The organism is Amycolatopsis acidicola (genome assembly GCF_007713735.2).
In the GTDB taxonomy this organism is placed as follows: domain Bacteria; phylum Actinomycetota; class Actinomycetes; order Mycobacteriales; family Pseudonocardiaceae; genus Amycolatopsis_E; species Amycolatopsis_E acidicola.
This window is the reverse complement of sequence record NZ_VMNW02000104.1, coordinates 15,354-28,379: the sequence shown is the minus strand read 5'-3', so window position 1 is coordinate 28,379 and position 13,026 is coordinate 15,354. Positions and strand designations below refer to the sequence as shown.

Annotated in this window: 13 protein-coding genes and 1 pseudogene; 6 read left to right on the top strand and 8 right to left on the bottom strand. The window is 71.1% G+C overall.

The features are described from left to right. A partial coding sequence (locus tag FPZ12_RS39475) for a glycosyltransferase (protein ID WP_144755902.1) occupies positions 1 to 1,201 on the bottom strand: 1,201 nt, incomplete at its 3' end. 159 nt (positions 1,202 to 1,360) lie between these two features. Here FPZ12_RS39475 and FPZ12_RS39470 point away from each other — a divergent pair. Continuing rightward, positions 1,361 to 2,152, top strand: a complete 792-nt coding sequence (locus tag FPZ12_RS39470) for a SigB/SigF/SigG family RNA polymerase sigma factor (protein ID WP_144755899.1) — start codon at positions 1,361 to 1,363, stop codon at positions 2,150 to 2,152. A 16-nt stretch (positions 2,153 to 2,168) separates the two neighbouring features. Then, positions 2,169 to 4,682, top strand: coding sequence for an ATP-dependent Clp protease ATP-binding subunit (locus FPZ12_RS39465; RefSeq protein ID WP_144755896.1), 2,514 nt, complete (start codon positions 2,169 to 2,171; stop codon positions 4,680 to 4,682). Here FPZ12_RS39465 and FPZ12_RS39460 read toward each other — a convergent pair. The 5 genes and pseudogenes from FPZ12_RS39460 to FPZ12_RS39445 form a co-directional block, all read right to left on the bottom strand. Then, entirely contained in the window at positions 4,665 to 5,327 is a 663-nt protein-coding gene (locus tag FPZ12_RS39460; RefSeq protein ID WP_144755893.1) for a dihydrodipicolinate synthase family protein, read from the bottom strand. The two genes, FPZ12_RS39465 and FPZ12_RS39460, sit on opposite strands and share 18 nt — an antisense overlap. Continuing rightward, a complete protein-coding gene (locus tag FPZ12_RS39455; protein WP_144755890.1) occupies positions 5,327 to 5,578 on the bottom strand; it encodes a helix-turn-helix domain-containing protein in 252 nt (83 codons plus the stop codon). The genes FPZ12_RS39460 and FPZ12_RS39455 overlap by 1 nt, the downstream gene beginning before the upstream one ends. 33 nt (positions 5,579 to 5,611) lie before the next feature. Beyond that, a pseudogene (locus FPZ12_RS47165) lies at positions 5,612 to 5,664 on the bottom strand (hypothetical protein); the annotation flags it as partial. 114 nt (positions 5,665 to 5,778) lie between these two features. Continuing rightward, positions 5,779 to 6,285 carry a PaaI family thioesterase gene (locus tag FPZ12_RS39450; protein ID WP_144755887.1) on the bottom strand — a complete coding sequence of 169 codons (507 nt, stop codon included), beginning with the start codon at positions 6,283 to 6,285 and terminating at the stop codon, positions 5,779 to 5,781. 28 nt (positions 6,286 to 6,313) lie between these two features. Beyond that, complete coding sequence (locus tag FPZ12_RS39445; RefSeq protein ID WP_144755884.1) at positions 6,314 to 7,717, bottom strand: amidase; 1,404 nt, start codon at positions 7,715 to 7,717, stop codon at positions 6,314 to 6,316. Between the two features lie 47 nt (positions 7,718 to 7,764). Between FPZ12_RS39445 and FPZ12_RS39440 the strand changes: the two genes are divergently transcribed. Genes FPZ12_RS39440 through FPZ12_RS39430 form a run of 3 tightly spaced genes read left to right on the top strand, consistent with a single transcriptional unit; the run spans position 7,765 to position 11,285 of the window. Then, positions 7,765 to 8,121 carry an ArsR/SmtB family transcription factor gene (locus FPZ12_RS39440; protein ID WP_144755881.1) on the top strand — a complete coding sequence of 119 codons (357 nt, stop codon included), beginning with the start codon at positions 7,765 to 7,767 and terminating at the stop codon, positions 8,119 to 8,121. A 54-nt stretch (positions 8,122 to 8,175) separates the two neighbouring features. Next, the gene (locus FPZ12_RS39435; RefSeq protein WP_144755878.1) at positions 8,176 to 8,910 is read left to right on the top strand and encodes an HAD family hydrolase; all 735 of its coding nucleotides are present in this window, start codon (positions 8,176 to 8,178) and stop codon (positions 8,908 to 8,910) included. Beyond that, a complete protein-coding gene (locus FPZ12_RS39430; protein ID WP_144755875.1) occupies positions 8,907 to 11,285 on the top strand; it encodes a glycoside hydrolase family 65 protein in 2,379 nt (792 codons plus the stop codon). The genes FPZ12_RS39435 and FPZ12_RS39430 overlap by 4 nt, the downstream gene beginning before the upstream one ends. 4 nt (positions 11,286 to 11,289) lie before the next feature. Here the strand turns inward: FPZ12_RS39430 and FPZ12_RS39425 are convergent, their stop codons facing one another. Then, positions 11,290 to 11,472, bottom strand: coding sequence for a hypothetical protein (locus FPZ12_RS39425; RefSeq protein ID WP_144755872.1), 183 nt, complete (start codon positions 11,470 to 11,472; stop codon positions 11,290 to 11,292). Between the two features lie 100 nt (positions 11,473 to 11,572). Here FPZ12_RS39425 and FPZ12_RS39420 point away from each other — a divergent pair, with 100 nt between their 5' ends. Further along, positions 11,573 to 11,953, top strand: a complete 381-nt coding sequence (locus FPZ12_RS39420; RefSeq protein WP_144755869.1) for a nitroreductase family deazaflavin-dependent oxidoreductase — start codon at positions 11,573 to 11,575, stop codon at positions 11,951 to 11,953. On the opposite strand, the gene FPZ12_RS39415 is transcribed toward FPZ12_RS39420, so the two are convergent. Further along, positions 11,946 to 12,986: an LLM class F420-dependent oxidoreductase gene (locus FPZ12_RS39415; RefSeq protein WP_144755866.1), complete on the bottom strand. Its 1,041-nt coding sequence runs from the start codon at positions 12,984 to 12,986 to the stop codon at positions 11,946 to 11,948. The two genes, FPZ12_RS39420 and FPZ12_RS39415, sit on opposite strands and share 8 nt — an antisense overlap. Positions 12,987 to 13,026 lie beyond the last annotated feature (40 nt).

Here is a 13,026-nt window from a genome sequence, read left to right as displayed (position 1 = left end):
GGTCGGGGGCGGGTTCCGCGGGCGTAGCGGCTCGCAGGCCCAGCGCCTTTTCGTACACGCGCACCATGTCGGCGCCCACGCGGTCCCATGAATACCGCGAGTGCGCGCGGTCCGCGCCCGCGATGCCATACGCCTCGCGCTGGGCGGGTTCCTCCAGCAACCGGCGAACCGTCGCGGCCAGCGCGTCCGGGCGCCGCGGCGGGACGAGCTCCCCCGTCACCCCGTCGACCACCGTGTCGATCAGCCCGCCGACCGCGGTCGCGACCACCGGCACCCCGCAGGCCATCGCCTCGAGCGGCACCAGGCCGAACGGTTCGTACCAGGGCGTGCACACCACGAGATCCGCCGAGCGCACCAGCGCGGGCATCTCGTCGTGCGCGAGGTGCCCGATCAGGTGCACGCGGTCGGCCACCCCGTGCCGCCGGGCCAGCTCCCGCAGCCGGATGGCCTCGGGATCTTCGGCGAGGTCGTCCAGCGGCGGGCCGCCCGCGATCACCAGTTCGGTGTCGGGCACCCAGGGCAGCGCGGCGATCATCGTGCCGAAACCCTTACGCGGCACCAATTGCCCGACACCCAGGATCCGCTGCTTCGCGTCCCGCCCCGCCCGCGGCCCGACCGGGGTGAAGTGTTCGAGGTCCACCCCGCGCGGCACCACCGAGATCCGCGGCCGCGGCAGGCCGATCCGCGCCAGTTCGAACGCCTCGTCGCTGCACGTGGCCGCGATCTGCGCCGCGTTGCGGCCGACGAGGCGTTCCATCCGGATGCGTTCCGCGGGACCGGACGCGCAGCCCTCGAACCGGCCTTCGACCACGCCGAGCGCGTGGAAGGTCTGGACCACTGGCAGGTCGGTGCCCCGCGCCGCGAGCAGCGCCGCCAGTCCGGACGACCAGAAGTGCGCGTGCACCACGTCCGGGGGCGCCGATTCCCAGTCCCTGCCCAGGAAACCGGCGAACTCCGCCATGTTCGCCAGCAGCTCGCCGGCGGGCAGCGCCTCGGCGGGCCCGGCGGGCACGTGCACCATTTCGTACCCGGCGCCGGCCCGCATCCGTTCCGGCCGCGAGGGATCGTCGCGGCGGCTGTACACCGTGACCTGATGGCCCCGCGCGCACAACGCGGCCGCGAGGTCGGCGACGTGCAGGCCCTGCGCGCTCCCCCGCACCGAGAGTGGACTGGCCTGCTGAGAGACCATCGAGATCCGCATACGTGACTTCTTTCACCCTCCGCGCACGCCCTAAACACCGCCACGCCAACACGATCCGGGAGCCGAGGGTGTGAGCCCGCGCGCCCGCGGGTATCCGGGACCATGACACGCCACGAACAGATCCGCCCGGCGGCGAACCGGGTCGTCGGTGGCTGACGCATGGGTCAGGCGCGAACATCGGAACCCGCCGCGGACGCGCGCAAGGAGGAACAACACGCGAAATTCGCGCGGCTGGCCGCGACGCCCGCCGACGATCCGCGGCGTGAACGGCTTCGCACCGAGCTCGTCACGCAGTTCCTGCCCGTCGCCGAGCACATCGCCCGCCGGTTCAGCGGCCGCGGCGAGGCCTACGACGATCTCGTGCAGGTGGCCAGGGTCGGCCTGATCAACGCGGTCGACCGGTTCGAACCCGAGCGTGGCACCGATTTCCTCTCGTTCGCGGTGCCCACGATCATGGGCGAGGTCCGCCGCCACTTCCGCGACGCGAGCTGGTCGGTGCGGGTGCCGCGGCGGCTCAAGGAGCTGCACCTGCAGATCGGCCAGGTTTCGGGCGAGCTCGGGCAACGGCTCGGCCGCGCTCCCACCCCCACCGAAATCGCCCGCGCGCTGGACCTGTCCGTGGACGAGGTCAGCGAAGGGTTGCAGGCCGGCAATGCCTACTACGCCATTTCCGTGGACAAGCCCGCCGGCGACGAAAACGACGCGGCCTCGCTCGCCGACACGCTCGGCGAGATGGACGAGGGCCTGGAGTCGGTGGAGAACCACGAGGCGCTGCAACCACTTCTGCGGGAGCTGCCGCAGCGGGAGCGCACGATCGTGATGCTGCGGTTCTTCGGCAACATGACCCAGACCCAGATCGCCGAACGCGTCGGCATCTCGCAGATGCACGTGTCCCGGCTGCTCGCGCAGACCCTGCAGCAGCTGCGCGAGAAGCTCACCGACGACAGCTGATCAAGGAGAAGGAGAGATGACCGGGTTCTTCGCGGGCGGTCCGAGCCCGTTCGACCAGTTCCTCGCCCAGTTCTTCGGGCAGTCCATGCCCTCGCGCCGTCCGCAGTCGGTGGACATCACGCGGCTGCTCACCGACCAGGCCAGGGAGCTGATCTCCACCGCCGCCACCAAGGCGGCCGAGGGCGGGCGCCCCGACGTGGGCACCGAGCACCTGCTGTGGGCGGCCACCCAGCTGCCGGTCACCAGGGAACTGCTGACGAACGCCGGGCTGAAACCGGACGAACTCGCCGAGGAACTGTCGCGCGGGTTCCAGCACACCGGCGAGCCCGTCACGCCCTCGGCGCTCGCGCCGGGCGCGAAGCGTGCGCTGCTGGACGCGCACAGCATCGCCCGCGGCCTCGGTTCCTCGTACATCGGGCCGCAGCACCTGCTGCTCGCGCTCACGGTGAACCAGCAGTCCGAGGCCGGCCGCATCCTCGCCCGCGCGGGGGTGACGCCGGAGTCGTTCCAAGGGCCGCAGGCAGGCCCTGGCCGCTCCAACGAGCCGCGCCAGCAGCAGCGCACGGACACGCCGACGCTGGACCAGTACGGCCGCGACCTGACGCAGCAGGCACGCGAAGGCGGCATCGACCCCGTGGTCGGCCGCGACGACGAGATCGAGCAGACCGTCGAGGTCCTTTCCCGGCGTACCAAGAACAATCCGGTGCTGATCGGTGAGGCCGGGGTCGGCAAGACGGCCATCGTCGAAGGGCTCGCGCAGCGGGTGGCCGACGGCGACGTGCCCGACACGCTCGCGCAGCGGCGCGTCGTGCAGCTGGACCTGACGGCGATGGTCGCCGGGACGCGCTACCGCGGTGACTTCGAGGAGCGGATGACGAACCTGCTCGGCGAGATCCGCGGCCACCGCGACCAGCTCGTCGTGTTCATCGACGAGCTGCACACCGTGGTCGGCGCGGGCTCGTCGGAGGGGTCGATGGGCGCGGGCAACATGCTCAAACCCGCGCTGGCCCGAGGCGAGCTGCACATCGTCGGCGCGACCACGCTCGACGAGTACCGGCAGCACATCGAGAACGATCCCGCGCTGGAGCGCCGTTTCCAGCCGATCCTCGTGCCCGAGCCCAGCGTGGACGACACCGTCGCGATCCTGCGCGGGCTGCGCGACCGCTACGAGGCGCACCACCAGGTGCGCTTCACCGACGAAGCGCTCGTCGCGGCGGCGGACCTGTCGGACCGTTACTTGACCGACAGGTTCCTGCCGGACAAGGCCATCGATCTGATCGACCAGGCCGGCGCGCGGGTGCGGCTGCGCTCGGGCCGCCGCCCGAACCAGGTGCGGGACCTCGAAAGCCGGCTGGAGAAGCTGTCCAGGGACAAGGACCAGGCGGTGACCGAAGAGGACTTCGAGCGCGCGTCGAAACTGCGCGACGAAATCCGCGGCCTGCGGGAACAACTGGACCAGGCCGATTCCGACGCCCACCCGAGCGACGCGATCGAGGTGGGCCCGGAGGACATCGCCGAGGTGGTGTCGCGGCAGACCGGGGTGCCGGTCAGCCAGCTCACCGAAGCGGAGCGGGATCGCTTGCTGCGCCTGGAAGAAAACCTGCACGGCCGCGTGATCGGGCAGGACGAGGCGGTGTCCGCCGTCGCCGAAGCGGTCCGCCGTTCACGCGCCGGGCTCGCCGAACCGGGCCGCCCCTTCGGCAGCTTCCTGTTCCTCGGCCCGACCGGCGTCGGCAAGACCGAGCTGGCGCGGGCACTGGCCGAGGCGCTGTTCGGCGACGAGGACCGGATGATCCGGATCGACATGTCGGAGTACGGGGAACGGCACACGGTGTCGCGGCTGATCGGCGCTCCCCCGGGTTACGTCGGCTACGACGAGGCCGGGCAGCTGACCGAAGCGGTGCGGCGGCGGCCGTATTCGGTGGTGCTGCTGGACGAGATCGAGAAGGCGCACCCCGACGTGTTCAACGTGCTGCTGCAGGTGCTCGACGACGGCAGGCTCACCGACGGCCGCGGCCGCACGGTGAATTTCGGCAACACCGTGCTGATCATGACCAGCAACATCGGTTCGGAGCTGATCGTCAGCGGCACGCAGGGCGCGCTCGGGTTCACCCCGGCCAACGAGACCGACACGCAGCAGCCGTTGCGCGAACGCCTGATGCGGCGGCTGCGGGACACGTTCCGGCCGGAGTTCCTCAACCGGATCGACGAGATCATCGTGTTCCGCAAGCTGGAGGCGGAGCAGCTGGAGGAGATCACCTCGCTGCTGCTCGAACGCACGAAACGGCGGGCGCACGCGCAGGACATCCACGTGGAGTTCACGCCGGAGGCGGTATCCTGGCTCGCGCGGGCCGGCTACCAGCCGGAGTTCGGCGCGCGCCCGATGCGGCGCACGATCCAGCGCGAGGTGGACAACGAACTGTCGAAGCTCATGCTGCGCGGCGACGTGGGCAGCGGCTCGTCGGTGCGGGTTTCCGCGGGCGAGCAGGGGCTGTCCTTCGACGTGTCGACCTCAGCCGAACTCGGCTAGGAAGTGTTTCACCTGAGCGATCGCGGCGGCTTCTGACGGCGCCAGTTCCATGCGCGTGGTGGTGCCGCCGAATCCGCGTAGCGCCCAGGCCTGTTTGACGAGCGGGATCCCGAGTTCCTGGGAGATCCGCCCGCGGGGGAACGCGGCCGCGGTTCCGGACGCCCGGTAGAGCCGTCCCGGGTACTCCGCGCCCGCGCTGCCGCCGAGGATCGTTCCGGTGATGTCCGCTTCGGCCAGCGCCTGCGGGTCCGGACGCACACCGAGCCGTTCCGGGTCGACATAGGCGTACAGCTCGGCGTTGCCCACGACGTCACGGATCCGTTGGTAGTACACGGAAATCCCGCCGGACGGGGTGGCGGCGGCGAACCGGCGTGCACCGAGCTCGACCGCTCGTTCCGCCATCGCCACGGCGTTTCGCACCTCGGACGCTCCGATGTGGACGATCGCGCCCGGACAGACCGCGAGCGCCACCTCGAACAACCCGATCCGCTCGTCCGCGCTCAAGGCGGGGAACTCACCCTCCGCTCCGGCGACGAACAGACCGTCCACTATGGACGCGACGTAGCCGAACCCCGCGCGGGCGGCGGCGAAGTCGACGTCCCCGTCCGCCCGGAACGGGGTGGGCACGGCCGCGACGACCTCCATCAAGGACGCGGTACGCCGACCGGGTTCGGCTGGGGCACGGCGGAAGGCACGAGAGCGCGTGCCGGCGGGCGCAGCAAGGCGTCCAGCTCGGCGAATTCGGCATGGCTCAAGGCATACGTGGCCAGTGCGTCGGTGCGCCGTTCGATGTGTGCCCGCAACCGCCTGCCCTCCCCGGTGAGCCCGTCCCGGTCCAGCAAACCACGCCCGGCGAGGCTCCGCCGCGCGGAACCGCGCGGGTGGCGACGTAGCAACGCCAGAAGCCGCGCAGGCCCGCTGCTTCGTTGGCAGCGCGGGCTTCCGGGGTGAAGTACGTGACGTCGTGCAGCGTCTCCAGCACAACCCACGCTGCGCCATCAGTCACCAAACCGGCGACGGCCACGGCGGAAACGTAGGCCGGTTGCGGACGCGTATCCGCTTCCTTCTGGCCGGATTGGTGACCGGCGTGATGACGTCACGGCCGGATGACCAGGCAGGTGCTGGACGCCGTCGCGAGGAGGGTGCCGTCGGCCGCGCGCAGGTCACCCTCGGCGAAAGCCACCCGCGAGCCGGACTTGACCACCCGGCCCGTCGCGCGGATCTCGCCCACCCCGGCCCGGATCGCCCGGACGTAGTTGATCTTCAGCTCGACCGAGGTGTAGCCGACCCCGGCCGGCAGCGTGGAATGCACCGCGCAGGCGACCGCCGAGTCGAGCATGGTGGCGGCGACCCCGCCGTGCACCGAGCCGATCGGGTTGTACAGCGATTCGTCCGGGGTGGCGGCGAAGACGACCTCGCCCTCGGCCACGCTGACCACGCTCATCCCGAGGTGCGCGGAGATCGGCGCGGGCGGCAGGCGGCCCTCGGCCATCGCGGTCAGGTATTCCAGTCCCGGCATGCGCATTCCCTGTTCGGCGCCCGCGAGCGGGTCCTCCCAGGTGATGGTCTTCCGCCGGGTCTGCGGTGACACGGTGTCCGTCATCCCCCCACCTTCGATTATGACAAGCGTCTTAGTCAAGAGGCGCGGGAGCGGGAAGCGTCACAGCGTCCTCGAACCCCCGCGCGGCCTGGAGCAACGCGAACTCCGCCCGCGGCGCCGCGACGATCTGCAGGCCCACCGGCAGCCCGGCCGCGGTGTGCCCGGCAGGCACCGAGATCGCCGGGCAGCCGGTGGCCGAGACCAGGTACGCCGAGCGCATCCAGTCCAAATAGGACTCCATCGCCACCCCGGCGATCTCGGTGGGGTACTCGAGCCCGGCGTCGAACGGCGGCACCTGGCTCACCGGCAGCAGCAGCACGTCGAACCGCCGGAAGAACGCGACCATCCGCCGGTGCAGTTCGGTGTGCAGCACCTCGGCGCGCCCCAGTTCGGAGCCCGTCAGCCGGCGCCCCTCCTCGACGTTCCAGCGGATACTTTCCTTGAGCCGCCCGGTTTCCAGCAACGGCCCGTAGGCCACCTCGAACTGCCACGCGCGCAGTGTGCGGAACACTTCGTCGGCCCCCGCGAAGTCCGGGCAGTCCCGCTCGACCTCGCAGCCCAGCCCGGCGAACACCCGCGCCGAGGCTTCCACCACCGCCGCCACCTCGCGGTCGACCGGCACGGCGCCGCCCAGGTTCGGCGACCACGCCACCCGCAGCCCGGTCAGATCCCGCTCCAGCGGCGCGGCGAACGTGGCGCCCGGCTCGGCGAGGGAAATCGGGCAACGCGGGTCCGGCCCCGCGAGGACGGACAACAGCAGCGCGGCGTCGTCGACCGTCCGCGCCATCGGGCCCTGCACGCTCATCGTCGACCAGCCGAGCTGCGCCGGCACCTGCGGCACCCGGCCCGGCGTGGGCCGCAGGCCGACGACGCCGTTGAACGACGCCGGGTTCCGCAACGAGCCGCCCATGTCGCTGCCCTCGGCGAGCGGGGCCATCCCGCAGGCCAGCGCCACCGCCGCGCCGCCACTGCTGCCACCGGCGGATTTGCCGGTGTCATAAGGGTTTCTGGTGGTCCCGAACACGGTGTTGAAGGTGTGCGAGCCCGCCGCGAACTCCGGCGTGTTGGTCTTGCCGAGGCTGATCCCGCCCGCGGCCCGCATCCGCTCGACCACCAGCTCGTCGCGCTCGGGCACGTAATCCGCCCGCAGCGGCGAGCCGTACGTGGTGCGGATGCCCGCCGTCTCGTGGGTGTCCTTGTGCAGCACCGGCAGCCCGTGCAGAGGCGGCAGCTCGGCCCCCGACGCGGCGAGCTCGTCGGCGGCGTGCGCCTCGGCCAGCGCCCGCTCGGCCGCGAGCGTCACGACGGCGTTCACGTCCGGGTTGACCTGCTCGATGCGGTCGAGATGCGCCTGGACCACCTCCCGCGCCGACAGCTCCCGCGCGCCCAGCGCGGCCCGCAGCCGCACCGCCGGCCATGCCCAGATCCCGGTCATCCACCCTCCCGCTCTCGCCACGACGATCCTGGTGAGATTATGTGCCGATGGAGGAGCGACGGGTCATCGACGCCGAAGCCGTCGACGCCGCGCTCGCGGGCCTCGGCGACCGGAACGTGGTGCAGCAGTGGGCGGACCGCTTCTCCATCCTCGCCGACCCGTCCCGGCTGACGCTGCTGGTGTGCATCCACTACGCGCGCGAGATCTCGGTCTCCGACCTGGCCTACGCCGCCGGGATGACCGACACCGCCGTTTCGCAGGCGCTGCGGCTGCTGCGCGCGCACGGGCTCGTCACCGGGCAGCGCACCGGGCGGGTGGTCCGCTACCGGCTCGCCGACGCCACCATCCACGACCTGATCCACCAGGTCCGGCCCCACCCGGGAACGACGCGGCACCTGCCGTGAACTCTGGTCGAACGGCCCCGGCGGGAGCGGGCCGGGGCGGGTACCGTGCACGGCATGATCGGGTTGCCCGAAGCCGTTTCCGCCTGCCTGTTCGACCTCGACGGCGTGCTGACCGGAACCGCCGCGCTGCACCGCGAGGCCTGGAAAAAGACTTTCGACGCGTTCCTTCGCGAACGTGACGGCGCGGATTTCCGGCCCTTCACCGACGAGGACTACCTCCAGCACGTGGACGGCCGTCCCCGCGCCGACGGAGTCCGCGAATTCCTTTCCTCACGCGGGATAGAGCTGCCCGAGGGCGATCCTTCGGACCCGCCGTCGGCGGGCACGGTCAACGGGGTCGGCAACCGCAAGAACGAGCTGGTGCTCGACATCATCGCCCAGCGCGGGGTGGACCCGTACCCTGGCTCGCGGCGCTACCTCGAGGCCGCGTGCCGGGCCGGGCTGAAGATCGCCGTCGTCACGTCGTCGGCGAACGGGCGCGCGGTGCTCGAAGCGGCCGACCTGACCGGGTTCGTCGAGGCCCGCATCGACGGAATCGTCATCAAGGAACGGAAACTGCGCGGCAAACCGGCGCCCGACTCCTTCCTCGCCGGCGCCGAAGCGCTCGGCGTGAAGCCCGAGCACGCCGCCGTCTTCGAGGACGCGCTCTCGGGCGTGGAAGCGGGCCGGGCCGGGAAGTTCGGGTTCGTGGTCGGGGTGAACCGCGCCGATCAGGCCGGGGAACTGCGCGAGCACGGGGCCGACGTCGTGGTCGACGACCTCGCGGATCTCTTGGGGGACCACGAATGAGCATGCCTGCCGACGGATACGAGACGGCGCCGTGGGAGCTGCGGTGGCGCAACCTGGCGGTGGACCAGCTGCAGCGGACCGAATCCACGTTCGCGCTGGGCAACGGGCACATCGGGGTGCGCGGCACGCTGGAGGAGGGTGAGCCGCGCGGGCTGCCGGGCACCTACCTCAACGGGTTCTACGAGGAGCACGAACTCCCGTACGCCGAAGCGGGCTACGGCTATCCCGAAGCCGGGCAGACCGTGGTCAACGTGACCGACGGCAAGATCATCCGGCTGCTGGTCGAGGACGAGCCGTTCGACATGCGCTACGGCACCGCGACCGCGCACGACCGCGTGCTGGACTTCCGCGCCGGCACGCTGACCCGCACCACGGAATGGGTCTCCCCCACCGGCCGCCAGGTGCGGGTGCACACCCAGCGGCTCGTGTCCTTCACCCAGCGCGCGGTGGTCGCGATCCGGTACGAGGTCGAGCCGCTCGACGACGACATGCAGCTGGTGCTGCAGTCCGATCTGCTGGCGAACGAGCCGATCGAATCCGACACCAGCGACCCGCGGGTGGCGGCCGCGCTGCAGTCGCCGCTGGCGCCCGAGTTCTCCTTCGCCGAGGACTACCGGGCGGTGCTGGTGCACCAGACGAGGCGGTCCGGGCTGCGGATGGCCGCGGCGATGGACCATCAGATCGAGTCCCCGGACGGGCTGCGCACCACGATCACCGCCGAGGAGGAGCTGGCCCGGCTGACCGTCGCGGTGGACGTGCCGCGCGGAAAACGCTTGCGGCTGACCAAGTTCCTCGCCTACGGCTGGTCGGCGCAGCGGTCGGCGCCGGCGCTGCGGTCCCAAGTGGACGCCGCGCTGGCCGGTGCGGTGCAGACCGGCTGGGACGGGCTGATCGCCGAGCAGCGCCAGTTCCTCGACGATTTCTGGGCCACCGCGGACATCGAGCTCGACGGGGACCCGGAGCTGCAGCAGGCCGTCCGGTTCGCGCTCTTCCACATCCTGCAGGCCGGGGCCCGCGGCGAGAGCCGGGCGATCCCGGGCAAGGGCCTGACCGGGCCGGGGTACGACGGGCACGCGTTCTGGGACAGCGAAACGTTCGTGCTGCCCGTGCTCACGTACACGATGCCCGAGGCGGCGCGCGACGCGCTACGCTGGCGTCACTCCACTTTGGACAAAGCGCGGGACAGGGCGGCACAGCTCGGCCTGCGCGGCGCGGCCTTCCCATGGCGGTCGATCAACGGCGCGGAATGCTCGGCGTACTGGCCCGCGGGCACGGCGGCCTTCCACGTGAGCGCGGACATCGCCGACGCCGTGGCCCGCTATCTCGCCGCCACCGAGGACACGGATTTCGAGCGCACGTACGGGCTGGAGCTGCTCACCGAGACGGCGCGGCTGTGGATTTCGCTCGGCCACTTCGACTCGCACGGCCGGTTCCGCATCGACGGCGTGACCGGGCCCGACGAATACTCCGCGGTGGCGGACAACAACGTCTACACGAACCTGATGGCGCGCCGGAACCTGCGCGAGGCGGCGGCTTCCTGCGAGCGGCTGCCCAGCGTCGCCAGCACGCTCGGGGTCGGCGAATCGGAGATCGCCACGTGGCGCCAGGCGGCGGAGCGGATGCTCGTGCCCTACGACCGGGAGCTCGGCGTGCACCCGCAGTCCGAGGGCTTCACCGAGCACCTCGACTGGGACTTCGCGGGCACCCGCGCCGAGGATTACCCGCTGCTGCTGCATTTCCCGTACTTCGACCTCTACCGCAAGCAGGTCGTCAAGCAGGCCGATCTCGTGCTGGCGCTGCACCTGTGCGGGGATTCGTTCACGCCGGAGGAGAAGGCCCGCAACTTCACCTACTACGAGGGCCGGACGGTGCGGGACTCGTCGCTTTCGGCGGGCACGCAGGCCGTGCTGGCCGCCGAAGTCGGGCATCTGCACCTTGCGTACGACTACCTCGCCGAAGCCGCGCTGACCGATCTGCACGACGTGCACAACAACGTACGCAACGGCCTGCACATGGCTTCACTGGCAGGCGCGTGGAACGCCGTGGTGGCCGGGTTCGGCGGGATGCGTGACCACGAAGGCGAAATCACCTTCGCGCCGCGGCTGCCGCCGGAGCTGGACCGCATCGAGTTCCGGATGACCGTGCTGGGCAGCCGGTTCGCGGTGGAGATCCACGCCGACCGGGCGAGCTACCGGCTGCTGTCGGGCAAACCGGTGGAGATCACCCACCACGGCCGCGCGTGCACCGTCACCGAGGACACCGTCACGCTGCCGATCCCGGGCATCAACCCGGGCCCGGCGCCGCGGCAGCCCCCTGGCCGCGCCCCGGCGCGCCGGCGGCGGAGGGAGGAACCGGGGCCGCGCAAGCGATCCTGACGTTTCAGTCCGGCGGCTCGAACCCGGCGTCGTTGTCCTGCTCGGGCACTTTGACGTCGTCGCGGTTGTACGGCTCGGTGACTTCGTTCGTCGCGTCCGTGTCGACGTCGGGGTTGGGGATCCGGGGGAAGTCCGGCGGCAGCGGCGGTTCCGGGTCCGCTATGCGCTTTCTCTGGTGCTGGCTCATCGTTCGGTTCACCTCGCTCGAGAGTCCGGCACCATCATCCCACTGCGGGCGCCACCGCCAAATTCAGCACGCGTTGAGATCAGCGGCTATGCTGGGCCGCATGGTGATTCCGAAGCGCGTGGCGAGGTTCAACAAGATCGCGACGAACCGGGTGACCGGGCCGCTGAGCACGCGGCTGCCGGGGTTCGGCAAGGTCATCCACCGCGGCCGCAAGTCGGGGCGCGAATACCGCACGCCGGTCAACGTCTTCCACACCTCGGACGGGTACGTGGTCGCGCTGACCTACGGCCCGGACTCCGACTGGGTGCGCAACGTGCTCGCCGCGGGCGGCTGCAAACTGGAAACGCGCGGCCGCACGGTCGAGCTGACCAGCCCGAAGCTGGTGCACGACGAGACGCGCGCACCGATGCCGTTCGGTGTCCGGCAGTTCCTCGGGCTGGTCGGCGTGACCGATTTCCTGTACCTGAAGGAAACTAGCTGAGCAGTTCGCGCAGCCGGCTGATCAGCTGCACGCGCCGCTCCACGCCGGGCTCCAGCATGGTGACCTGCAGCGTGGTGACGCCGGCCTCGCGGTACGCGGCGAGGCGCTCCTTCACGTGCCCGGCGGGCCCGATCAGCGAGATCGCCTCCAGCAGCTCGGCCGGGACGGCCGCGGCGGCCTCTTCCTTCTTGCCGTCCAGGTACAGGTCCTGAATCTTCTTCGCCTCGGCCTCGTAGCCGTAGCGGCAGGCCAGCTCGTTGTAGAAGTTCTTGCCGCGCGCGCCCATGCCGCCGACGTAGAGCGCCACCATCGGGCGAATCCAGTCGATCATGTGCTTGACGTCCTCGCCGATCGCGAGCGGCGCCCCGACCACCACGTCCAGCTCGCCCAGCGACGGGTCACGCTTGGCGCGCCCCTCGGCGAGCGGGCCGCCCCACACGTCGGCGGCCTTCTCCGGGTAGAAGAAGATCGGCTCCCAGCCCTCGGCGATCTCGGCGGTCATCGCCACGTTCTTCGGGCCGAGCGAGGCCAGCACGATCGGGATGCGCTCGCGCACCGGCTGGTTGATCAGCTTCAGCGGTTTGCCCAGGCCCGTGCCTGTGTCCGCGGGAAGCGGGATCTGGTAGTGGCGCCCGTCGTGCTGAACGCGCTCGCGGCGCCACACCTGGCGGCAGATCTCGACGATCTCCCGCGTGCGGCCCAGCGGCGCGTCGTAGCGCACGCCGTGGAAGCCCTCGATCACCTGCGGCCCGGAGGCGCCGATGCCGAGGCTGAACCGGCCGTCGGAGACGAAGTCCAGCCCGGCCGCGGTCATCGCGGTCAGCGTCGGGGTGCGGGTGTAGATCTGCAGGATCCCGGAGGCGAGTTCGACGCGCTCCGTCTTCGCCGCGAGGTAGCCGAGCTGGCTGACCGCGTCGAAGGAGTACGCCTCGGGCACGGACACGATGTCCAGCCCGGCCTTCTCCAGCTCGACGATGTCGGCCACGCTTTCGGCGAAGCCCCCGGCGTAGGAGATCTGGGTGCCGATGCGCATGCTGTGGCGCCTCCCGAGGTGAGCGCTTGCTTAGTCGGGG